18 protein-coding genes are annotated in these 22,964 nt (G+C 45.2%); 13 read left to right on the top strand and 5 right to left on the bottom strand.

The genetic code is table 11. The features are described from left to right. Positions 1 to 164 precede the first annotated feature (164 nt). On the top strand, positions 165 to 1,328 hold the full coding sequence (locus AC4OGX_RS01140; RefSeq protein ID WP_493327955.1) for a PD-(D/E)XK nuclease family transposase: 1,164 nt from the start codon (positions 165 to 167) through the stop codon (positions 1,326 to 1,328). A gap of 187 nt (positions 1,329 to 1,515) precedes the next feature. Continuing rightward, the gene (locus AC4OGX_RS01135) at positions 1,516 to 2,745 is read left to right on the top strand and encodes a [Fe-Fe] hydrogenase large subunit C-terminal domain-containing protein (protein WP_493327954.1); all 1,230 of its coding nucleotides are present in this window, start codon (positions 1,516 to 1,518) and stop codon (positions 2,743 to 2,745) included. Between the two features lie 87 nt (positions 2,746 to 2,832). Here AC4OGX_RS01135 and AC4OGX_RS01130 read toward each other — a convergent pair whose 3' ends face one another. Both AC4OGX_RS01130 and AC4OGX_RS01125 read right to left on the bottom strand, forming a co-directional pair. Then, positions 2,833 to 4,935 (bottom strand): FtsX-like permease family protein, encoded by a 2,103-nt coding sequence (locus AC4OGX_RS01130; RefSeq protein ID WP_493327953.1) that lies wholly within the window; start codon positions 4,933 to 4,935, stop codon positions 2,833 to 2,835. Continuing rightward, positions 4,925 to 5,680: an ABC transporter ATP-binding protein gene (locus tag AC4OGX_RS01125; RefSeq protein ID WP_493327952.1), complete on the bottom strand. Its 756-nt coding sequence runs from the start codon at positions 5,678 to 5,680 to the stop codon at positions 4,925 to 4,927. Before AC4OGX_RS01125 ends, AC4OGX_RS01130 begins: the two co-directional genes overlap by 11 nt. A 367-nt stretch (positions 5,681 to 6,047) precedes the next feature. Between AC4OGX_RS01125 and AC4OGX_RS01120 the strand changes: the two genes are divergently transcribed. From AC4OGX_RS01120 to AC4OGX_RS01110, 3 genes are all read left to right on the top strand, one after another. Further along, complete coding sequence (locus AC4OGX_RS01120) at positions 6,048 to 6,782, top strand: LytR/AlgR family response regulator transcription factor (RefSeq protein ID WP_493327951.1); 735 nt, start codon at positions 6,048 to 6,050, stop codon at positions 6,780 to 6,782. A gap of 10 nt (positions 6,783 to 6,792) precedes the next feature. Then, positions 6,793 to 8,100: a sensor histidine kinase gene (locus AC4OGX_RS01115; protein ID WP_493327950.1), complete on the top strand. Its 1,308-nt coding sequence runs from the start codon at positions 6,793 to 6,795 to the stop codon at positions 8,098 to 8,100. A 71-nt stretch (positions 8,101 to 8,171) separates the two neighbouring features. Further along, complete coding sequence (locus tag AC4OGX_RS01110) at positions 8,172 to 8,801, top strand: DedA family protein (RefSeq protein ID WP_493327949.1); 630 nt, start codon at positions 8,172 to 8,174, stop codon at positions 8,799 to 8,801. A gap of 31 nt (positions 8,802 to 8,832) precedes the next feature. Here the strand turns inward: AC4OGX_RS01110 and AC4OGX_RS01105 are convergent, their stop codons facing one another. Then, entirely contained in the window at positions 8,833 to 10,242 is a 1,410-nt protein-coding gene (locus tag AC4OGX_RS01105) for a sensor histidine kinase (RefSeq protein ID WP_493327948.1), read from the bottom strand. Continuing rightward, on the bottom strand, positions 10,239 to 10,949 hold the full coding sequence (locus AC4OGX_RS01100) for a response regulator transcription factor (protein ID WP_493328097.1): 711 nt from the start codon (positions 10,947 to 10,949) through the stop codon (positions 10,239 to 10,241). Before AC4OGX_RS01100 ends, AC4OGX_RS01105 begins: the two co-directional genes overlap by 4 nt. A gap of 404 nt (positions 10,950 to 11,353) precedes the next feature. Between AC4OGX_RS01100 and AC4OGX_RS01095 the strand changes: the two genes are divergently transcribed. The 4 genes from AC4OGX_RS01095 (at position 11,354) to AC4OGX_RS01080 (ending at position 16,095) form a co-directional block, all read left to right on the top strand. Continuing rightward, positions 11,354 to 12,472, top strand: a complete 1,119-nt coding sequence (locus AC4OGX_RS01095; RefSeq protein ID WP_493327947.1) for a substrate-binding domain-containing protein — start codon at positions 11,354 to 11,356, stop codon at positions 12,470 to 12,472. Between the two features lie 75 nt (positions 12,473 to 12,547). Further along, complete coding sequence (locus tag AC4OGX_RS01090) at positions 12,548 to 14,047, top strand: sugar ABC transporter ATP-binding protein (protein WP_493327946.1); 1,500 nt, start codon at positions 12,548 to 12,550, stop codon at positions 14,045 to 14,047. Next, the gene (locus AC4OGX_RS01085; RefSeq protein WP_493327945.1) at positions 14,048 to 15,016 is read left to right on the top strand and encodes an ABC transporter permease; all 969 of its coding nucleotides are present in this window, start codon (positions 14,048 to 14,050) and stop codon (positions 15,014 to 15,016) included. A 14-nt stretch (positions 15,017 to 15,030) separates the two neighbouring features. Beyond that, positions 15,031 to 16,095, top strand: coding sequence for an alcohol dehydrogenase catalytic domain-containing protein (locus AC4OGX_RS01080; protein ID WP_493327944.1), 1,065 nt, complete (start codon positions 15,031 to 15,033; stop codon positions 16,093 to 16,095). A 76-nt stretch (positions 16,096 to 16,171) separates the two neighbouring features. Here the strand turns inward: AC4OGX_RS01080 and AC4OGX_RS01075 are convergent, their stop codons facing one another. Then, positions 16,172 to 17,011 carry a PocR ligand-binding domain-containing protein gene (locus tag AC4OGX_RS01075; RefSeq protein WP_493327943.1) on the bottom strand — a complete coding sequence of 280 codons (840 nt, stop codon included), beginning with the start codon at positions 17,009 to 17,011 and terminating at the stop codon, positions 16,172 to 16,174. 247 nt (positions 17,012 to 17,258) lie between these two features. On the opposite strand from AC4OGX_RS01075, the gene AC4OGX_RS01070 reads away from it, so the two are divergent. From AC4OGX_RS01070 to AC4OGX_RS01055, 4 genes are all read left to right on the top strand, one after another. After that, positions 17,259 to 18,176 (top strand): class II fructose-bisphosphate aldolase, encoded by a 918-nt coding sequence (locus tag AC4OGX_RS01070; protein WP_493327942.1) that lies wholly within the window; start codon positions 17,259 to 17,261, stop codon positions 18,174 to 18,176. A 40-nt stretch (positions 18,177 to 18,216) separates the two neighbouring features. Beyond that, on the top strand, positions 18,217 to 19,707 hold the full coding sequence (locus tag AC4OGX_RS01065; protein ID WP_493327941.1) for an FGGY-family carbohydrate kinase: 1,491 nt from the start codon (positions 18,217 to 18,219) through the stop codon (positions 19,705 to 19,707). Then, a complete protein-coding gene (locus AC4OGX_RS01060; protein WP_493327940.1) occupies positions 19,634 to 20,692 on the top strand; it encodes an aldose 1-epimerase family protein in 1,059 nt (352 codons plus the stop codon). The genes AC4OGX_RS01065 and AC4OGX_RS01060 overlap by 74 nt, the downstream gene beginning before the upstream one ends. Positions 20,693 to 20,946: 254 nt before the next feature. Next, positions 20,947 to 22,956: a MerR family transcriptional regulator gene (locus AC4OGX_RS01055; RefSeq protein ID WP_493327939.1), complete on the top strand. Its 2,010-nt coding sequence runs from the start codon at positions 20,947 to 20,949 to the stop codon at positions 22,954 to 22,956. Positions 22,957 to 22,964: the final 8 nt, after the last annotated feature.

Genomic DNA, 22,964 nt, shown 5'->3' with positions numbered 1-22,964 from the left:
TCGTGTTGTGTTAATCTGAATTTATCTTATGTGGATAGCATTCATGCTGGTTTCAATCCACAAGATTTCTATTTTTTTCGGTACTTCATTTTCGAAGTTTAATCCGTGATTTAGAACAACCGCTTTACAAGAACAATTTTATATTACAAAGGAGGAAAAAGCCTATGGCAAAAACACTCAAGGACTACTTCCCGATGATCCAAACGAGAAAGGAGGTACTCAAGGAAATCGGGAATAAAGAGAAACTGTGGAACATTTTTGAGTTATGGAAGGAAGAACAACAAGAGGAATTCCTGGACTTTTGTACAGGGGCAAGAGGAGTAAAAATGTTGTATGATTCTTTTTTTAAAGAAATCTTTAGTCCGGAATACCACCCCGAAAGAGTAGAGAGAATCCTTTCTCTGCTTTTAAAAAGAAAAGTAAAGATCCGCCAGATTCTGCAAAATGATTCTGTTAGGATCGCAGAGGAACAAAGCCTTCTGATTACAGATATGCTCGTGGAGCTTGAGGATGGAAGTCTGGCAAATATCGAAATTCAGAAGCTGGGATATGCATTTCCGGGGCAAAGGGTCGCATGCTATTCCGCGGATACGCTGCTTAGACAGTATAAAAGAGTGAAGAGTGAACGAAAAAAGCGTTTTACATATAGAGATGTTAAGAATGTATATACGATTGTATTTTTCGAAAAAAGTACACAGGAGTTTCAACAGTTGAAAGATCGATATATCCACAGGTCGAAACAGATATTTGATACAGGGCTGAAACTTGATACGCTGCAGGAGTATATACTGATTCCACTTGACATCTTCCGGGAAAACATGCACAATAAAATTGTAGAAAATGAACTTGATGCATGGCTGTCTTTTTTGTCATTTGATGAACCGGAACGGATCATACAGCTGATGGAAGCATACCCGGAGTTTGGGGCCATGTATGCAGAAGTTTATGGTATATGTTGCAATATCGAAAGGGTGATGCAGATGTATTCAAAAGAACTGGCAGAATTGGATAGAAATACTGTACAGTATATGATAGAAGAACAGGAAAAGCTGTTGAAAAAGAAGCAGGAAGAGTTAGCTCAAATGGACGAGAAGCTGACACAGAAGGATGAACAGTTGACACAAAAGGACGAACAGTTGACACAGAAGGATGAAGAGCTCACACAGAAGGATGAAGAGCTCACACAGAAGGATGAAGAGCTCACACAGAAGGATGAAGAGCTCACACAAAAGGACGAACAGCTCACACAAAAGGACGAACAGCTCACAAAGAAGGATGAAGAAATTGCGGAACTTAAAAGGAAATTGGAAGAGTTATTACAAAAGTAAATTTTTTGTGAAATTGGTATGCGATTAAGAAGGAGGCCCCCGACGCTCATGGGGGCTTTCTTTTATGTCATTTTTGCCCTGATCGTGTGGATGTTTGTATCGGATTTACAGGAAAGGCCAGCCAAAACGTATAATGAACATTGGTTTTGTCCATAATATTCCATATTATGAAATGGGAGATGAGCCAATGAAGACATTTGAGGACCTTTACCGGGAAATCCTTGCACAAAAGATAGCACTGAAAGCTCCGCTGCCGCCGGAGTATCAGCCGTATCATCTGGACTGTCTGCTGCATCCGGAAAAGTATGCCCCGGTCGTATTTAACGAACAGTGTGGGGACTGCGCCTATGAGAGGGCCTGTCAGAACAGCTGTATATTTGATGCCATCGTGGAAGACGCAGACGGAAAATTATTTATCGATCCGAACTTATGTACAGGCTGCAGTACCTGTATGGATGCCTGTGAGCGTAAAAATATCTCCCCGGCAAAAGACGTTCTTCCTGCGATGAAAGCAGTAAGAGAGTCGGAAGGTCCGGCCTATATGCTGGTGGCTCCCGCATTTTTAGGACAGTTTTCAGAAAATGTGACTCCGGGGAAACTAAGGACTGCCTTTAGTGCACTTGGCTTTACCGGGATGGTGGAGGTGGCGCTCTTTGCGGATATCCTGACCTTAAAGGAAGCACTGGAGTTTGACAAGCATGTGGTGGAAGAGGGCGACTATCAGCTTACCAGCTGCTGCTGTCCGGTCTGGATCGCCATGATCCGAAAGCTGTACCATGAGCTGATGCCTCATGTGCCTGGAGCCGTATCCCCCATGATCGCCTGCGGGCGGATGATCAAGGTGCTTCATCCTGATGCAGTGACCGTATTTGCAGGGCCCTGCCTTGCAAAAAAAAGTGAAGCCCGTGAGCCGGACATTGCAGATGCCATTGATTATGTGCTTACCTTTCAGGAGGTTCAGGATATCTTTGAAGCCGCGGACATCCATCCGGAAGAATTGGAGGATGATCAAAAAGAGCATTCCTCCAGAGCCGGACGGATCTATGCCAGAACCGGAGGAGTAAGTGAGGCGGTAAAAGAGACGGAAAGGCAGCTAAACCCTGATCGAAAGATCAAAGTAAAAGCAGAGCAGGCAGACGGGGTTCCCGCATGTAAAGAGCTGATCAGAAGAATCCAAAACCAGGAGACCGATGCGAATTTCTTCGAGGGAATGGGGTGTAACGGTGGCTGTGTGGGAGGTCCGAAGGCGATCATTGATAAAGAGGAGGGCAGAAAACACGTAGAAGACTATGGAAGGAAAGCCAGGTTTGCCACTCCTTTGGAAAACCCCTATGTTATGAAGATCCTGGAGAAACTGGGATTTGAGACTGTGGAGGATTTTGTGGAGCACAGTGAAATCCTGCAGAGGGATTTTTGAAGCTATGCAGGGAGAAACAGATAAAATTGAGATAAGATAGATGGGAGGGCCAGTCCTTTTTGGAACCGGCCCTCCCAACCGTCTTTTTTATATTCCGATCATTTTTTTAGTCTTCTTGTATGTCTTGATATATACTGCATACAGTATTCCGAAGATCAGCACCGTAAGAAGTAATAACCTTTCAAGATTCAGTACTTCATAGCTCATGATTCTCCAGTCATTGATAATGGACATGAGCAGTGAGAAAACCCAGGCAATGCTGCATCCGACAGCGGCCGGATACTGGAAGATTTTTTTCAGCTGCTGTTTTAACAGCCTGCTGCGGTAGGCTGGATTGGCGCCTAATTTCTCCAGGCTCAAAAACAGAGCCTGATTTTCGGCAGTAACACTGATACCTCTGACGTAACTCATGATCACCACGGAAGTTAACATAATAATGAAAATATAGAGGCAGAGCATCACGTATATGGCTACATTCTGCATATACTCCTGGTATTGGATCACGATGAACCTGGGGGCATATTTCCAGTCTTCCAGGACTCTCTCCGGATCATATGAAAGACTGGAGCTTCCGGCATATCCATACTCTTCCCCATTTTCCAGGGAACGCTTTTCTGCCCAGGAGTCATAGCCTCCCTTATGATCTGACAGGGCTCCTGCACGGCTTACATACTCCTTTTGTAAGGTTTTGGCAAATTCATAAGAACCAGGGAGATTCTTTACATCAAAACCGATGACTTTCTCAATATATTGAGTTCCAAGAGATTCTGTGATGGTCTGATAATCCTCATCAGACAGGACAAATGCAAAGGGATCGCTGATTGAGGCTAAGGCGTTAAATTCGACAGAACCTGCGTAGTCCAGTTCATAAGTCTGGTCAGTGTCCGGGTTTGTCACGGCATACAGTCCGTCTATGAATTCCCAGATCGTTTCCTTGAAGTCAACCGTCGTAATTGTTTTGTAAGTATTCTTCTCTACGGAAATGTCCTGTCCGCTCATCTGCGTAAAAGCGCTCTCGGAGAAGAAGAGGGCGAGTTTTGCCTGTTTTCCATCTGCCTTGAAGTATTTACTTTCAGCAGCGTTAAAATCTGTATAATAGTAGGAAATCACCAGGTTGGCGGCCGTATTCTCCTGGTATTCGGTAATCGTCATATCATGTTCATCTGCCAGATCGTAGATTTCGTTTTCTGTCACCTGCTTTTCTTCCATCGGAAAATGAAGCAGGAATGCTTTTTGATCCTTCTGATCCAGGGATTCCGTCTGGGTTGCATAGAGCATCCCAAAGAAAGCCGCAAACAGACAGCAGAAAAGAAGGAGAGTAGATACACACATATTTTTTGTTGTCGCTTTCGCCGAAAAACGCATCATGCTGATGGAAACCAGGTTTTTGTAATACTTCTCTTTATGGCGGCCGGCAGAAGACTGGGCCACCAGACTGAGCATATACAGATAGATACCGGCGAGAACCATCAGATAGGTCAGGTTAAAGGCAGCAGGCAGGCTGTAATGGAAGAGCGTTGCAGTTAACCCAGGTACTCCCAGTGCGATAACGAGCCCTGAAAATATGAGGATCAGTCCCACTTTTCCGGTCCAGGAAGGGATCGGTTTTACCATCTCTGTCTTTTGTCCTTCACGCAGAATATCCATGATGTCGGTTCTGCCAACGAAGCGCATGCCATAGAAGAAGAGCAGGGCCGCCAGCAACGCACAGAACAGAAGGCCGACGATGTATCCGGTTCCGCCAAAGCGGTATTTCATCGCATCTGTGGGCAGAAGGAAGGAATCGAATATCTTCCAGATAACAAAGGACATCGGAAAGGCGAGGATCAGTCCAACTATGAAACAGGTTCCGGTCAGGAAAGCAAGCTCACGGAATAATAAGGGCTTTAGTGCCTTTTTCGGTGTACCCAGGGCGAGCAGAACACCATACTCCCGGCTTTTAAAACGGAAGAACAGTCCGGATGCATACACGGTAAATATAATACAGCCGGCGATGGTAACGAAGAGAAGCAGAGTCGCCATTTTCCGTGTATCTCCGCCCTGGGGCAAAATGGTCTGGACTGTCGGCCCGAGATATATGAGGGCAAATGCAGTCACCAGTAATACAGATAAAGTGATGCAGAATCCCAGCATGATATATTGGCCTTTGTTTTGTTTCCTTAGTTTTGAGAAGATTTTATTAAGCGTCATGGGATTCATCACCTCCAAGTTCTCTTAAAACATTCAAAAGCTGGTCCATAAATTCCCGGCGTGATCCGGTGTGTACCAGTTCCTGGTTGACCTGCCCGTCTTTCAGGACGATTACCCGGTCACAGAAGGAAGCGGCATAACTGTCATGGGTTACCATAAAAATGGTCGCATGCATCTCATTTTTGGCCTGTAAAAAGGCATCTATCACCGCTTTGCAGGACTTGCTGTCCAGGTTGCCGGTAGGTTCGTCTGCAAGCAGAACGTAAGGCTGGTTCATCAGAGCCCGGGCAACGGCTGTCCGCTGTTTTTCACCGCCGGAGATTTCTGCCGGATATTTATCCTGGATCTTCTCAATTCCGAAAATGCTGCATAATTTCTGTGCCTTTGCCTCCATCTGCGGAACCGGCTTTTTAGAAATGATCTGCGGCAGACAGATGTTTTCGAAGACAGTCAGCCCATCGAGGAGCATAAAATCCTGGAAAACAAAGCCTAAATACTTGTTGCGGATGGCGGCCAGCCTGTTTTCATCCAATCCGGTCAGATTCTTGTCATTGAGCAGGATCTCCCCGCTGTCATGTGGGATGAAACAGGAAATACAGTTGAGCAGTGTGGTCTTTCCGCTGCCGGACGGCCCCATGACGGCGACGAATTCCCCTTTGTTGATGGAAAATGAGATATCCTTTAATACAGGATACACATTGGCACCTGTCTGATAACTTTTTGATAAATGGTTGATCTTTAGCATTTGTGATTCCTCCTTGTTTGTTGATGACTTTATTCTATCGGATCACAGGAAAATAATGTATCCGGGAGAACGTCAAGTTTGACATAGATTTTGTAAAGTTTAGCTGGCTGGTCTTTGCACATGCTTTGCGCATAAACAGATGCGTGAGCTGTAACCGAAAATATTAGGCTGAATAGATTTAGCAGAGATAAAGATTGCAAATCACATATAAAATGTGGTATCTTATGTAGGGTTATTATGATATTTGTGTGATGCCCGTCAGGGTGCTTCGAAAATCTTGACCTGCGGGTAAGGCCTCAGCATGGCTGGGAATAATGGAAGCATTTATTGATAGGAATCAGAGAAGGATAGCTTAGGGGACAATGAGATGGAAATTGCGATCTGTGATGATGAGAAAAAGTTAAGGATCGGGCTTCGCAGAGTGATCGAGACGAAGCTGCAGCTTGAGGGTGTGGAATATGGGATTCAGGAATATGAGTGCGGGGAGGATCTGCTGACCGGGATGGAGAAGATCCTGCCGGATCTTTTATTTCTGGATATCGAGATGAGCGGGATCAATGGGATGGAGACGGCGAGAGAGCTGCGAAAAAAGTATCAGGATACCATCATCGTATTTGTGACAGCATATCCTGACTTTGTATTTCAGGGATATGAGGTCCACGCGTTTCATTACATATTGAAGCCATATAAGGAAGAGAAGATAAAGGAAGTACTGGAAAAGGCACTGGAAGAGGCTGGTATTTTACAGGAAAAGTATTATCTGGTAGAGCAGAAGGGCAAAACCTTGCGTCTTCCATTTTCAAGGATCATCTGTTTTAAGAGTGAAGGAAGAAATGTGGAAGCAGTGTTGAAATCTTTTTCGCAAGGGACTGAAAATGTGGATAACTCTTCGGAAACTGTCAGATTTTATGGAAAACTCAGTGAAATAGAGGCGGAAATGCCTGGTTATTTTATCCGTATTCACAATCGGTATCTGGTGAATCTGAAATTTGTGGATAAATTAGAGGGAAACAGTGTGGAGTGTGGGAATCTTTCCCTGCCCGTAAGCCGTGCGTATAAACAGGAGACAGCGGTTGCATTTGCAAAGATGCTGCTGAGTTAGGAGGTTGTAAGTGGACTATGATGTAATGCTGATGCAGTTGTTAGATTTGTTAGGCTTTGGAATCGGCTGGGGCCAGACCTGGTTTTTCTACCGTACCATCAGCAGGTTTTTAGAGCCGAGGAAACACATTTTCTTCCGGGCGGCAGGATTTCTGATTGCCGCTCCGGTGTGTGTTATGGTGATCTTCCCCAATGATGTCTTTAATATAACCGCGTGTCTGCCGCTCTTCTTTGTAATGCTGATGGTCGGATTTAAGCAGAAGGCGTTGGTAAAGGGATCGATCTCCCTTTTATTTTTCCCGATCATTATCTCCCTCAATTTTCTTACATCTGAATTGAGTGGGTGGGTCTGGATGAATTATTTCTACAGAGATCCCCTGGCAAATACAGTGCTTTCGGATATTTCGGTATTATTTCAGCTGCTGTTCTGGTTTGTATTTTCAAAGATTTCTCAAAAAAAGTTCCGGGAAATGACGGTATCTATGGATACCAAATCCTGGCTGCTTCTGGATTCTATCTGCCTGGCATCCCTGGCAGCAGTGATCAGCTGTGTGTATTATACACCGCCGCAGAGCTATAAGATCTGGCTGTGTATGCTGGCGTGCATGATCACAAATATTTCGGCAGTCCGGCTGGTATACTATCTGTCGGAGCATGTCCGCGGCAAACTGAACCAGAAGAATTTAAAGCTGCAGCAGGATTATTACCGGGAGCTGGAAGCAAACCAGCTGGAGATCAGAAGGTTCCGGCATGATATGAATAATCAGTTCAGTGTGGTATCGGAGCTGCTGGAAGAGGGAAAAGAGGCAGCGGCGAAGGAGTATTTCCGCAGTCTCTTGGGGCAGCTGCGATCGAAGAGCCGGACATTCTGCAGGGACAGTATCGTCAATGCGGTGATCAATTCCAAGTATAACCGGGCGGTGGAACAGGGGATCGACTGCTTTTTCAATATTGAGATCGATTCCCTTTTGTTTCTGGACAACCTGGATATCTGCACGATCTTTTCCAATACGCTGGACAATGCGATCGAGGCGTGTATGAAGGTGGATGAGGAGAAACGTAAGATCTCACTTAAGGCGAGATGTACTGAGAACGGATATTTCAGCTATGAGATCACGAATTCCAAGAGTCGGGATCAGGAGATCCAGGTGGAAGAGGGAAGGTTCAGGACCTGGAAAGCGAATGCAAAATCTCATGGGATCGGGATTGAAAACGTACGGGATGTGGTAAAACGGTACAGAGGGACAATGGATATCAGTTATGATGAGGAGTCGTTTCGGGTGATTGTCCTGATCGCGGAGGATCGTAATCTGAGTTAGTGAAAATGGAATGATTTTCTTCTTTCCTCATATACTTATGTTACAGAAGGATATAGGTCGGGGATGGATGTATGCAGGATTTGATGATTCAGGTTATGAACCAGTTTGGTTATCTGGGAGTTTGTTTTCTGATTGCCGTGGAAAATATATTTCCGCCGATTCCGTCAGAGGTGATTCTGACTTTCGGGGGATTTATGACGACCTATACCCGGCTGACAGTGCCGGGGGTTGTGATTTTTTCAACACTGGGGTCTATGATCGGGGCACTTGTCCTGTACTGGGCGGGCACGGTTCTGAATCCGGAGCGGCTGGAGGCTTTAACAAAGGGAAAGCTTTTTAAGATACTTGGGTTTGAAAAAGAGGATGTGGATAAGACCATCCGCTGGTTTGATAAGCATGGGAAAAAGGCGATCCTTTTGGGGCGCTGTGTTCCGATCATCCGCAGTCTGGTCTCTGTTCCGGCCGGGATGGCAGGGATCAACATGCCTGTTTTTCTGACTTATACGATGATTGGGAGCACGATTTGGAATATCATTCTTGTATCTCTTGGGGCGATCCTTGGTGCCTCATGGGAAGTGGTGCTTGTCTATATCGGCAGATATTCGGCGCTGATCAAGGGGATACTGATCGCGGCTGTTTTATTCCTGGCGGTCAGATTTATGTGGAAAAAGGTTTTCTGTAAAGGGGAAAACGTGGGGTAACTGAGGTTTACACCATGTTTTCCCTTTATCCTTATGACAGGAATGCGGGGAGCTTTATGACGGCAAGAAAGCCTCCGTTTTTCCCATGGTCAAATTCAAGCGTTCCCCCATGTGCCTGGGCTATCTGCCGGACGATCATAAGTCCCAGTCCATGGCGCTGCCCGGTGGTTTTGCTGTCACAGAGCATGTAATGGGGAGTGGTTTTCAATGCTTCAAGCTGCTCATCCGTAATTCCGATCCCTTCGTCGTCCACAGAGATGCTGCATATTTCTTCATGGTAATCTACGGAAATGTGAATCGTGCAGCCTTGGGGGTTGTGTACCTGTGCATTGATAACCAGATTAGAAACCGCGCGTTTTATCAGCTCTTTATCAGCCAGTGACATGCACATGCTTAAGGTCTCATCTATTTCCCAGTCAATGGGATATTTATTTTCCACATCCAGGTTGATAAAGTCAACGATGATATGGCGGATCACAGGAATGATATCACATAATTCTGTGTGAAGCGGCTGCATGTTGTATTCCAGCTTGGAGGCCAGATTCAGGTCGTTGATCAGATTCTTCATGCGGACACTCTGCTGCTGGATCACGGCAGCTTTTTCATGCTGCTCTTCTGTGAGGACAGGGGACTCCATAAGCTGTGCAGCATATCCCATGATCATGGACAGCGGGGTGCGGATATCGTGGGAAACACCAGCGATCCAGTTGGCCCTTGCCTGCTCTTGTTTCTTAAGTGCTCGTTCCTGGGATCTTAGCTTTTCCGAGGTGCGGTTGATCGCCTGGGCAATTTCCGAGAACAGACCCCTCTCCTTAATATAGACCTCGCTTTTATCCGGCAGTTTTTGGATCCCGTCTATGATCGGCTCCAACGTTTTCAGGAGTCTTGTTGTGACTGAAAGATAAATAAACAGGATCAGACACAGATTCATGACCAGTATCAGCAGAAGCAGTCTGGGGGTATTTGCGATGATCTGGTAATCATAGGTATTGTACAGATCCTTCCAATACTGGTTTTTGGGAAAACCGAGGACAACCAGGCCGTCCGGGTGGCTGCAGGTGGCGGTTGGGAAATCTTTTAAATAGGACCGGGATAGAACGGAGATCTCGCCCAGGTCATATTTTAAAGGGATGTCAGCGGGGAGATTTTTACTGTGCCATGTTACCTCAAGGGTGTTTTTATCAATGAGGAGGGCCCATATATTTCCGCTTTCTAAAATCTGAGCCATATCCTGTCCCCTGGTGGCGGAGAGTGTATACTGCCCATCCTTATTTTTATTCAGGGAAGCAGAAATGCCGGCGGCCAGATCCCAGCCGTCGCCTCTTGACTGTGCATGGGAAGAGATCAGGGCAAGGAGGGCAAGGTTCAGAAACAGGATCAGGAATAAGGAGATCAGCAGTACACCTAAAAAGCGGCGGATCAGCTTGGGAATGCTTTTCATAGGCGTCCCTCCTTTGTGAGTAGTTTATAACCCAGCCCCTTTACTGTGATCAGGGATTCCGGCTGTGAGGGGACACGTTCGATCTTTTCACGGATTCTGCGGATATGGGCCATCAGGGAATTCTCATACCCATAGGGATTGTCACCCCAAAGCGCCTCGCAGAGCATGTCGATTGTGACGATCCGTCCGGCATTGCGGGAGAGCGCAGACAGCAGATCATATTCCTTTGCGGTCAGCGGGATCTTTCCGTCCTCGCGGACGATCTGTGCCCGCTCAAAATCAATGGCGCAATACGCAAGATGCACCAGCGGGGATTCATCCTTATAACATCTGCGCAGAATCATGTTGATGCGCAGGATCAGCTCTTTTGGAAGGAATGGCTTGATAATATAATCGTCCGCGCCGATTCCGAGTCCCTCAAATTTATCCTCATCCTCTCCCCGTGCTGTCAGGAAAAGCACAGGAAAATCCTGGGTCTTACGGATTTCTTTGAGAAGAGAAAAACCATCCCCATCCGGCAGCATCACATCCAGCACCGCAAGTTCAGGTTGCCAGTTCCCGCATAGCGCTAAAGCCTCCTTCACTGTAGAAGCTGTCTGAATATTATGGTATCCCGCCTCATTCAAAATCGAGACAAGCATCGTCAATAAATCCTTCTCATCGTCCACTAATAGAAGCTTCTTGTCCTTCAGATAATCATATGTCATCATAAATCATCCTCTCTTAATTTAAGAATATTCTGAAAACGGAGAGCAAAGGGGTCTGACCCCTTTGCAGTTTCCTACATTATACCACGTGAATTTGCGGTATTTTGGTTTGTGGCAGAAATGTAAGGTAAATGTAAGGTTATGCGAAATCAGTTCTCGATATCTGTTTGGATATAATAGAGTTTTGGTAAAATAACACTATAAAAACGTCCATATTTCTATAAAATTGTACATAATAACTATAAGTCTATTGAAAAGTCCACCCAAATGTATATATTATACAATTACATCATGATTAAAGCTTCCTAATAGATGAAGCATAATGAACGTTCCGGCCGGACTGTTCTAGATTCTGCGCTTATTGGATGTGATCATTCAATAAGGTATGAGAGGAGAAGAATGATATGAAAAAGAAATTACTTAGTATCTTAATAGCAGGTTTGATGGTATTTTCATTAGCTGCATGTTCGGGAGGAGAAAAAGCATCAACTGACGATAAGACACAGAAAGAGGAGACGACGGAAAAGACAGAAAAAAAGGACGGAGATTTTAAGGTCGGTATCTCCATGAAGACGTTGGACGGAGCATATTTTACTGCATTATCTACTCACATTACGGACTTTTGCGAAGAAAAGGGATGGAGTGTTACGACACTGAATGCAGATTCTGATACGCTGAAAGAGGCAGAGAATATGGACACATTTATTACTCAGGGATATGACCTGATCTTCATGGATCCATATGATCCGGAAGGTGCGGTGGCAGCCATCGACAAAGCGCACGATGCGGGAATCCCGGTCATCTGCTGTGATAACAGCTGTGGAGAATCCGCACATAATGTAACGACCGTATTTTCTGATAACCTTCAGAATGGGCGCGAAGTCGGCCTCTGGGTAGGCGCGAATTGTTTTGATAAGGACGAGCTTATATCAGCAGTGTTGATCGCAGGGCAGAAAGGCGTATATGCGGGGCAGGAAAGACGTACAGGTGTGATCTGCGGTGTGATCGAAACACGTTCAGGATGTACAGAGGATGAGGCATGGGATGCAGCTGAAAAGATGGAGGCAGAGCTGATCAGCAGCGGTTCCGCTAAGAATGACGAAGCTAATTTCGAGATCCGGGGAGTTGGCTGGGGCGACTGGAATGCAAACGGCGGCCTGGCAGCAGCAGAAGACCTGATCGTAGCAAATCCGAACATCAACTTCCTGTTTGGTGAAAATGATGCCATGGTAATGGGAGCGATGACTGCAGTTGAGAATGCAGGGCTGACGGACAAGGTAGTTCTGGCAGCAGCTGCTGATGGGCAGAAGGAAGCATATGAATTGATTAAAAAAGGAACATCTTATAAGGCAACCGGTGAAAATAATCCGAAGGTTGTAGCAGAGACAGCAGTAGGGATCGCAGAGGATATCCTTGTGAACGGCGCAGATCCGGAAGGATATGAAAAATATACAAAAACACCGGCAAATTGCATTAACCCAGACAATGTAGATGATTTCTACAGTCCGGATGCATTATTCTAAAAAAATAGAAGTGGGCAGGGGGTGCTGTTTCAAAACGGCATCCCCTGATATTAGAGAACAGCCGGGAGGAATAAAATGGAGAATCAAGAATATCGGATCGAGATGCTGGATATAAAGAAAGCGTTCTCCGGCGTTTATGCACTGAAAGGTGCACAGCTTAAAGTAAGACCAGGAGAAATACATGCCTTGATCGGAGAGAACGGTGCGGGGAAATCTACTTTGATGAAGGTTCTTGCAGGTGCCCTCCAGAGAGACGACGGTATTGTGAAAATAGAGGGGCAGGAAGTTCATTTTTCAACGCCCAAAGAAGGTAAGCTGGCAGGAATAGCAACGATTTATCAGGAATTCATGCTGGCACCGGAACTGACTGTTACAGAGAATATATTTATTGACAGACTAAATCAAGAAGGGAAGATCATTAAGTGGAAACGGCTGACGAGGGAGGCAAAGAGACTGCTGTCCGAGATGGGATTCGACGAGATAAGTCCTGGAACAAAGGTTTCTAACCTGAGTGTTGCATATCAACAGGTCGTGGAGATCTGTAAATCCATTTCGAGAAATGCAAAGGTACTTATTTTAGACGAACCAACGGCTGTTTTGACAGTGAAAGAAATCCAGAAATTATTTACATTATTAAAAAAACTGAAGGCGGATGGGGTGAGCATTGTTTATATTTCGCACCGTTTGGAAGAAATTTTTGAGCTATGTGATACCATAACAGTCATGAAAGATGGTGCATTTGTGGACTGTCTGCCGGCAGGAAGCATAGACAAAGACGGGCTGATCCGAAAAATGGTTGGGCGTGAATTAAACCAGATGTTCCCGGGGCGTAATGCACAGATAGGAGATACCATCCTGGAAGTACAGCATTTGACAGGGTCAGAGCTGGTACAGGATATCAGTTTTTCTGTGAAATCAGGCCAGGTGCTTGGATTTTACGGGCTGGTAGGAGCAGGAAGAACAGAGACCATGCGTGCAATATTCGGTGCTGACAGGTGGGAATCAGGGAAGATCAGGTTTTTAGGAAAAGAGGTCCACTTTAAGTCTCCGAAGCAGGCTGTCAGGGCAAAACTGGGTATGCTTCCGGAGGATAGGAAACGTCAGGGCGTTCTTCTGGAACAAAGTATAAAAATGAATACGTCAATCACGGCAATGGAGAAAGTACAGAAAAAGGGAATCTTCCGTTCAAAGAAGGAAGCGGATTTCGTAAAGGAGCTGTTGGGGAGGATTAACACAAAATATGCCTCTATTGAAAATCCGGCATCGAGCCTAAGCGGGGGTAACCAGCAAAAGGTAGCTTTAGCAAAGTGGCTCGCAGCGGATTGTAAATGCATTATTTTTGATGAACCTACAAGAGGGGTGGATGTAGGAGCAAAAACAGAAATTTACCATTGTATTAACCAACTGGCAGAGGCAGGGCTTGCTGTTATCATGATCTCTTCCGAAATGCCCGAACTGATAGGGATGTGCGACGACATCATCGTTATGCACCAGGGAAGAATACGCGGGACTTTGAGCCGTGATGAGTTTAGTGAAGATAATATTATTTTTGCGGCGATGGGAGGAGAAAAATAAATGGCACAAGAAAAAAATAAATCTAATTTCAGTGTGAAAAATTTCATACTAAAAAATAATACATATCTGATCTTACTGGTATTATTTATCATTTGTTCGGTCGTTTCAAAGGATTTCCTGACATTAAGCAACCTGGTGAATATCTGCCAGCAGTATGCCAGTACAGTCATTGTGTCCATTGGCATGCTGTTTGTGATTCTGACAGGGGGAATTGACCTTTCTGTCGGTTCGATCGTAGCGATCGGCAGTGTCCTGACTGCTTATTCCTTAAATTCATGGGGATGGGGAGTGGTTCCGGCCTGTCTGATCAGCCTTTTGTTAGGGACTGCCTGTGGTTCATTTACAGGTTTTTTAGTTGCAAAAACAGATATGGCGCCTTTCGTGGCATCGTTAGCCATGATGACAATGGCAAGAGGAATCGCATACATGATCTCAAATGGTGCACCGATTATGACTCCGGTAAATACGATCAGTGTATTGGGGACGGCAAAGATATTTTCATGGCTTACCTGGCTTGCTGTAATTGCAGTCGTGATCGTAATTGCAGCGTGGTTTGTCACCAATTATCTCTCATTTGGCAGGATCACGATTGCGATAGGAAGTAATGAGGAAGCAGTGCATCTGGCAGGTATCAATACAATGCCTGTAAAGATGGCTACATATGCGATTTCTGGATTCTGTTCCGCCATCGGCGGTATAATCGCATGCTCCAGGACAGGGATAGGTTCTCCGGCAGTGGGAAATGGGCTGGAGCTGGACTGTATCGCAGCCTGCGTGATCGGAGGAGCAAGCTTAAGCGGCGGTGTCGGTTCACCGGTGAAGACTGTGGTCGGTGTTCTTGTATTGGCTTTGATCGGTAATATCATGAATCTTCTTGCAGTACCATCTTACCCACAGGATGTCATCAAAGGAATTATCATTATATTTGCAGTTTTGCTTCAGCGTGTCACAAATAAAAACACTAATTAAAGGAGAAGTATACCATGAAAGAAACAATGAAGGCACTTAGAATGCATGCACCATATGATTTCAGATACGAAGACGTACCTGTACCTGAAATTGACGATGATGAAATATTAGTTAAAATTGAAGGCTGCGGAATATGTGCAGGTGACGTGAAGACCTATCATGGCGGAGTGAGAGTATGGGGAACCACACCGGAAAACCGTTATATCGAAGCACCGGTCATTGGCGGCCACGAGTTTGTCGGGCGGGTCGTAAAATATGGAAAGAATGTGACCGGCGTGAAAGAAGGCGACCGTATGGTATCAGAACAGATGGTACCATGTGGAGAGTGCAGATTCTGCAAGGCAGGTTATTATTCTATGTGCCAGCGGCATTATATATACGGATTTAAAAAGGATGCACAGGGTGGATTTGCAGAATATATGAAGTTCAGCAAGGAAGGGATCCACCACAAAATCCCGGAGGAACTGACCTTAGAACAGGCTGTCCTGATCGAGCCTCTTGCATGTGCCATGCATGCAGTGGAACGGGCAAAGATCCAGCACAATGATGTGGTTGTGATCAGCGGGCTTGGGGCAATCGGCCTGGGAATGGTCAGTGTGGCGAGAAAGCAGCAGCCCAAACTGATCATCGGCCTGGACCTGCGTCAGAAGAGATTGGATAAAGCATTGAAATGCGGCGCAGATCTTGTATTTAATCCTATGGAAGTAAACATTGGAGAAGAAATCAGAAAATTGACAGATGGATACGGATGTGATGTATATATTGAGGCATCCGGAAGCGAAAAAAGTGTATTACAGGGAATGGACGCAATCCGTTTCTGCGGGAGATATGTGCAGTTTGGAGTTTTCCCGAAAGCGATCACAATAGATTGGAACGATATCGGGGACGGAAAAGAAATCGAGATCTATGGGGCACATCTGGGACCTTATTGCTATGAACCGGTTATGAAGAGCATGCTGGATGGATCGATATATACAGAAGGCCTGATTTCTCATACATATAAGCTGGAGGAATGGGAAAAAGCGTTTGAGACAGCGGAAAAGGATCCGGACGCGTTTAAGGTGATGCTGATTCCGTAATAGGATAAAAAGAGCTGCTGCCCGGGCCTGTGCAGAGCAGCACAAAAACAGGCAGCAGCTCTCCTTGTTCTTATACTCAGCCGGCTGTCAGGGAACGATACTGGTTGGCTGTCATACCGACCTCCTTTTTAAAAACCTGGCAGAAATAGTTATAGTTGTTGAAACCTGTCTGATCGACGATTTCTAATATTGTCAGATCTGTGTCAGAAAGCAGCTGTTTAGCACGGTCGATACGTTTTAATTTTACATAGCGTCCGATGCTCATATGTACGGTATCATTGAGTGTATCATAAAGCTTTGTGCGGCTCATGTAAAATTCCTGACATAATGCAGAGGCCGTTATTTTATCATGAAGATGTTTGTTGATATACTCATCCAGTTTCATGATAAAGCTTCCACGGCTTAAGCGCATGATTTCGCGGTACATGATATAGCAGGTACAGGCTTCCATGAGATGAGCGATGGAAAGGATTTCCTTTTCTGTCCTGATGTCGATTTGAGATACTAATTCATGGATATTATGGATATCGATTCCGTAGGCATTACATTTCTTAAGAATTGCTTCTGCCAGATGGGTTTGGGCAGGGGAACAGATGATCTGGCCGAAAACAATGTAGCCGATGATAATATCATTGTCCCAGAGTGGCGCGGCAACTTCTGAAAGCCCCATATGACAGGTATAGATGATGACCTTTTTTTCTTTCTTGCACTGTTCAAATGCATTGCGGTTACTCTGGGAACAGAATGCTTTTGTTTTGTCATTGTTGTGCATGATAGAGCAGATGGGACTATGTTCTTTGGGATAAGACAGGATTTTGGAATAATTTCCATCATAGATAGAAGAGCGGATATGAGTTACATTATAAAAATCTTTTATAATATTTTCCAATGATTCCAATTCAAGATTGAGTGTCATAGTATGTCCTCCATTTCATACAGGATGCCCCCTGGGGTTATATTGACAGTGTCTTTTGGATGGCTGAGCAAAAGACTGTCAAAATGTATTATAATATATAATTTCGTAAATAATTCGAATAATTATGAAAATATAATAAAATTAAATGAAAATAAAACACAAGAAAACGTTACAAGTTATTATAGCGGACTTAACGACGTATTGCAATTAAATGATTAAAATCAGAAAGAAAAAGGAGTGACAGCAGTTGCTAGTTACGTTAAAAGAAATCTTAAAATTATGTGAGGCCGGCCGATGTGCGGTGGGATCGTTTAACACTCCAAATCTGGAAGCCATCATGGCAGCGATACAGGCGGCGGAAGAAATGGATGTGCCTGTTATTATCCAGCATGCAGAGGGACATGAGTCAATTATGCCTCTCAAGGTCATAGGTCCGATCATGGTAGAGATGGCGAAAAAGGCCAAGGTACCTGTGGGGGTACATCTGGACCATGGGGAGAGTTTGAATTATATATACACTGCTTTGGATATGGGGTTTACCTCTGTTATGTACGATGGTTCTGTATTGCCTTATGGTATCAATGCAGCAAATACCAGCATGGTGGTTGCAATGGCTTCGCGGACAGGGGCCTCTGTGGAGGCAGAAATAGGAAGTATGGGGCGCAGGGAGACAGGGGCATCTGTAAAAGACGGGACAGATCCGGATAAAATTTATACGGATCCTGCAGAGGCACAGAGATTTGTTGAAGAAACGAAAATAGATGCTCTTGCATGTTCCTTTGGTACAACACACGGAGTCTATGTCAGTGAGCCGAAACTGGATTTTAATGTTGTGGAACAGGTACGCAGAAGGGCAGACATTCCTGTTGTCATGCATGGAGGGTCTGGAGTGAAGAAGGAGGATTTCCAGAAAGCGATCCTAAAAGGTGTAAGAAAAGTAAACTATTATACTTATATGGCGATCGCAGGAGGAGAAACCGTGGCCGATCAGTTCCGTTTGGGCTGTATCCCGGTGGTACACCAGGGAAAACAGTACAAATACTGCTATTCTCTGGTAGAAAGCAGCCAGGATGTGCCTATTCTGTACCATGATATTGTACAGTGGGGGACAGGGGCGATGAAGAAAAACTGTTTGGAGGCGATGAAGATTTTTGCAATGAAGTAATCTATATGGCTTGAGATTCATCAGGTGGAGGAAAAAGAAAATGAAAATAGCAGGATTGGATATAGGTACTACAGGCTGTAAGTTAACAATATTTGATGAAAAAGGTAAATATTTAGACAAAGCTTATCAGGATTACCCGGTTTCCAGAGGAAGCAGCGAACATGAGGCAGATGTAGAAAAAATCATGGAAGGTGTGTACGATGTTATTAGAAAAATGAGCAGCAGATATCACGATATAGCAGGGATCGGAGTGACCAGCTTCGGCGAAAGCTTTGTTATGACGGATGAGGATGGCAGGCCGCTGCACAAAGCTATGCTGTATACGGATCCAAGAGGAGCGAAGGAGTGCCGGGAATTAGAAGAAAAACTGGGTGGTAAGTTCATTGCATCTATTACAGGTCTGAAACCACATGAGATGTATAGCATTCCTAAAATGATGTGGATGAAAAGAAACCGGCCGGAAATTTATGAGAAAGCCAGACATATTTTTCTAATGGAGGACTATGTTATTTTCGCACTTACCCATATTGCAAAGATCGATTATTCCCTGGCAGCAAGGACGATGGGATTTGACATTACGTTTTTGAAATGGAGCAGGGAAGTTTTTGAAGCGGCAGGCATTGATATGGAGTTAATGTCTCAGGCGGTGCCTACAGGGACGGCTGTGGGACATATTACAGAGCAGGCAGCAAAGAAAACAGGACTGCCTGTTTCCACAAAGATTGTCGCAGTCAGTCATGATCAGGTAGCGGCAGCGGTAGGAGCAGGGGTATTTAGTTCCGATAAGGCTGTGGATGGTGCAGGAACAGTAGAATGTATAACGCCGGTTTTTGACGGTTTACCAGATCTGGAGGTCATGTATCGGGGAAATTACTCAGTAGTACCGTATGTAATACCAGGAAAATATGTATGCTATGCGTTTTCCTATACAGGAGGTGCACTGATCCAGTGGTTTATAGACACTTTGGCAAAAAAAGAGAAGGAGCTGGCAGAAAGGGAAGGTATTTCAGTCAATCAGCTGTTGGAAAATGAGTCTGAGAGCCCCACTGGATTACTTGTACTGCCGCATTTTGCCGGTGCGGCAACCCCTTATATGGATACAGGGTCAAAGGGGGCCATCCTGGGACTCACATCAGGAACAACAGTCAGTGAGATGTATCGGGCATGTATGGAAGGCGTGGTGTATGAAATGATGCTGAATATGGATTATCTGAGAGCCTCTGGCATCCGCTTTACTATGCTTCATGCAACAGGCGGCGGTGCACACTCAGAAGTCTGGATGCAGATGAAGGCAGATATGCTGAATGTACCGATCACAGCATTGGCAACGGTAGATGCAGGGACAGTAGGAAGTGCTATGCTGACAGGGATCGCTGTTGGATGCTTTAAAGACCTCTCAGAGGCGGCTTCGCACATGGTAGAAAAGCGGGTAAAGTATATGCCAAGGCCGGATATGCATGAAAAATATCAGAGAGTCTACGAGAGATACAAAAATCTGTATCAGGCAGTCAGACCGTTGGTTTCATTCTAAAGTAAAGGCAGGGGATTATATGAATCCATATATTGGACACGATTCACAAATATCAGGAATAGAAGAACACCGGCTTGTAGGCGGAAAGGGAGACGGAATGCGTCTGCTGGAGCTGAATAATGGGAAAGGGACAGAAATGACCATATCGCTGGACCGGGCGGCAGATATTTCAAGGCTGCGTTTCAGAGGCACGAATATGTCTTATTTTTCACCCTGTGGTTATGTGGCACCGCCTTATTTTGACAGGTCAGATTCAAACTGGCTGAAGTCATTTACTGCAGGTTTTTTGACGACCTGTGGACTTGAGGCAGTCGGAAGTCCATGTGTTGATGAGGGGGAATCCCTTCCACTGCATGGATCGATCGCAAATCAGCCTGCGGAAAAAGTGTATTGGTATCAGGAGGAGGATGAACTTATCGTGAAAGCAGCTGTATATGATGAAGCTGTCTTTGCACGGAAGTTGAGATTAAACAGAGAAATAAAATTGAGTCTGTCAGAGAATGTATTTACCATTACAGATAGCATAGAAAACTGCGGGGGAGACAGACAGCCATTTGAAATTTTATATCACATGAACATGGGATTCCCTTTACTGGACGAAGATAGTGTTGTCAGGATTCCATCATCGTTGATTACAGCAAGGGACGAGCATGCCCGAAAGGATATGGAAAACTGTCTGAATATGGAGAAACCGCAGGCAGGATATATAGAAAGATGTTATTACCATAAATTCGATGGACCGGGAATGGCTTCTATTTATCAGCCTAAGCTGAAAATGGGGCTGGAGATTCAGTTTGATCCAAAGGAATTGGATGGATTTGTTGAATGGAAGATGATGGGGGTTCGGGATTACGTGCTCGGTCTTGAATGCGGGAACTGTTATCCTGACGGAAGAGATGTTATGAGAAAGACAGGGATGCTGAAATACCTGGAGCCGGGAGAGCGCAAAAGGTATACAGTAAAGGTGAGAATGATCGAAGGATAGGCTGGGGGGGATAGGACCTTATTTTGAGATATCTTATAAGAGCGGATGGTGCATGAAGACCGTCCGCTCTTTTAGATGTAAGAAACTTCTTTTTATAAAAACCCCGCAATTATTTGAGAAAATACTTGACTGTATACCCACTACACCCCTTAAGATAAACACAGAAAGTCCTGATAAACGAAAGATCAGATATCCTTTCGGGAGGGATCGCGAACCAGAAAGTATGATGAGAATAAAAGTGAGGGGGTGGCTGCTTGAATACGAAGCAAGTGGAGGAACTGACAGGGATCACCCGGCAGAATATCCGTTACTATGAGCGCCAGGGTCTGTTGGAGCCGGCCAGGGAGAACGGGAATTACTACCGGGATTATTCTAAGGAGGATGTGCGAAGGCTGAAGCTGATCAAGATGCTGCGGTTGCTGGACATGCCGCTCAAGGAGATTGAAAGTGTATTAAATGAGGAGCTGACCTTAAAGGAAGCGGCTGCCCGCCAGCAGGAGAATCTTTTGAAACAGCAGAGGCAGTTGCAGGCGGCGATTGATGTCTGCACGAGTATTCATAAAGAAAAGTCAGAGACTATCAATGTAGATGAGTATCTCGAGAAAATGGAGAACATGTCTCTAAACGGAGGAGTGTTTGCCAGAATCGTGGATGACTACAAGCAGGTTGCATTGGAGGAGCAGCAGCGGCAGTTTTCTTTTTATGCAGAGAATGCGGTTAACACGGCTGGAGCATTCGAAGAAGAACTTCGGAAATATGCGGCAGACCATGGCATGAAATTCGAGATGGTGAAAAAGGGGATGTACCCCGAATTCACAATAGACGGGACCTCTTACACAGCGGTCAGGGTGCTGGAGAGTATAAAAGCGCCGGACTCTACAGACATTCCGGACTATGGAAAGGATTCAGAGAGCATAACAGATGCGGATAAAGCCGTAGTAAAGATTATCTGCAAAAGAGAGCCAAAGTCCAATACCAAGAGAGAAATCCCGGAAGGCAGGCAGAAGTTTTTCAGCAGGGTACATACGCTGACAGTCAACATAAGGCGTCATCGGATGAAGAGTATACTAAATATTCTGGTCAGCCTGCTGATCGTAGTTGTGATGAGCGTTTATATGGGAAATCTGAACGGCGCAAGACAGCAGATCAGGGATCTGTCCGGGTCACTTCCGATCTCGGCGGAGGTATGGAATGTCTGTGCTCAGCAGAATTCAAGTCTGTTTATTGCCCAGAGGGTGTTGGATGCGGTCTATCAATCTGCCTATACCAAAGAGATCAATGAGGGCGTGGAACTGATGGGATTTACAAATGCAGAAGATGCAGGGATAGAAGAGGATAATCACTGGGAAGCAGCATACATACCCGGAAAGAGTTACTGGCTGGAAGGGATGAATACTCCTGCCTGTATCAGGGGATTTGAGGAAAAGGATATCACCTGGGCAGATGGTTGGAACTGGAAACATTTTCAGGAGAGCAGAAATGTCTGCATCGTGAATAAGGAGGTTGCACAGATGCAGAACATGCAGATAGGAGACGTGCTTTCATTTTCTCTGCAGCGGTACTACCAGTCCATTTCCGGAACATCACAATATATAGAGGAACTAAAGCCGATCCAGATGGAAATCATAGGATTAGGAGATCTCAGCGGGCTTGAACCGGATATTCCAAAGCCGGATATACTGCTTCCATTGGAAGATGTAAAACAGATTTTTCAGGAAAACGATAAGGTCTATTTTGCCTCATCTCTTTCCTTTATGGTAAAAAATCCAATGAAGCTCAATGCACTGAAAAAGGAATTGAAAGCCGCGGGACTTCAATCGGTGGTGCCGGGATCACAACATTCCTATGCAGGTGCAGGCCTGAAAATAGACGATGCGGTGTTCATAGAATCTATCACAAGTCTGGAGAAAAGCAGAGCATTGCTGGAAGGATTTCTGCCATTTGTACTTCTGGTGGTTATCATGTTAGGCTATATCGTCCCTCATCTGCTGCTTTCGGGCAGACGGGAAGAGTATGCGATCATGCGTGCTCTTGGAACGAGTAAAAGAGAGGGCAGTATCTTATTTTTTGCAGAGCATATCCTGTTAGCTGCTTTTGGATCAGCGGCAGGGATGATCGGAGGGATCGTATTCCATCTGGCGGAAGCAGGAACAGCTCTGTTGATCTGGGGATTGTTCCTGGGGTGTTATGCACTTGGTGCGGCAGTATCCATGTGGATGTTCGGAAGATTCAGTGTAGCAGCTGTGTTATCACACAGAGATTGAGAGGGCAT

The sequence above is a fragment of the Faecalicatena sp. genome (genome assembly GCF_058819085.1).
The sequence above is the reverse complement of the archived record's forward strand: the minus strand, read 5'-3'. Positions and strand labels throughout refer to the sequence as shown.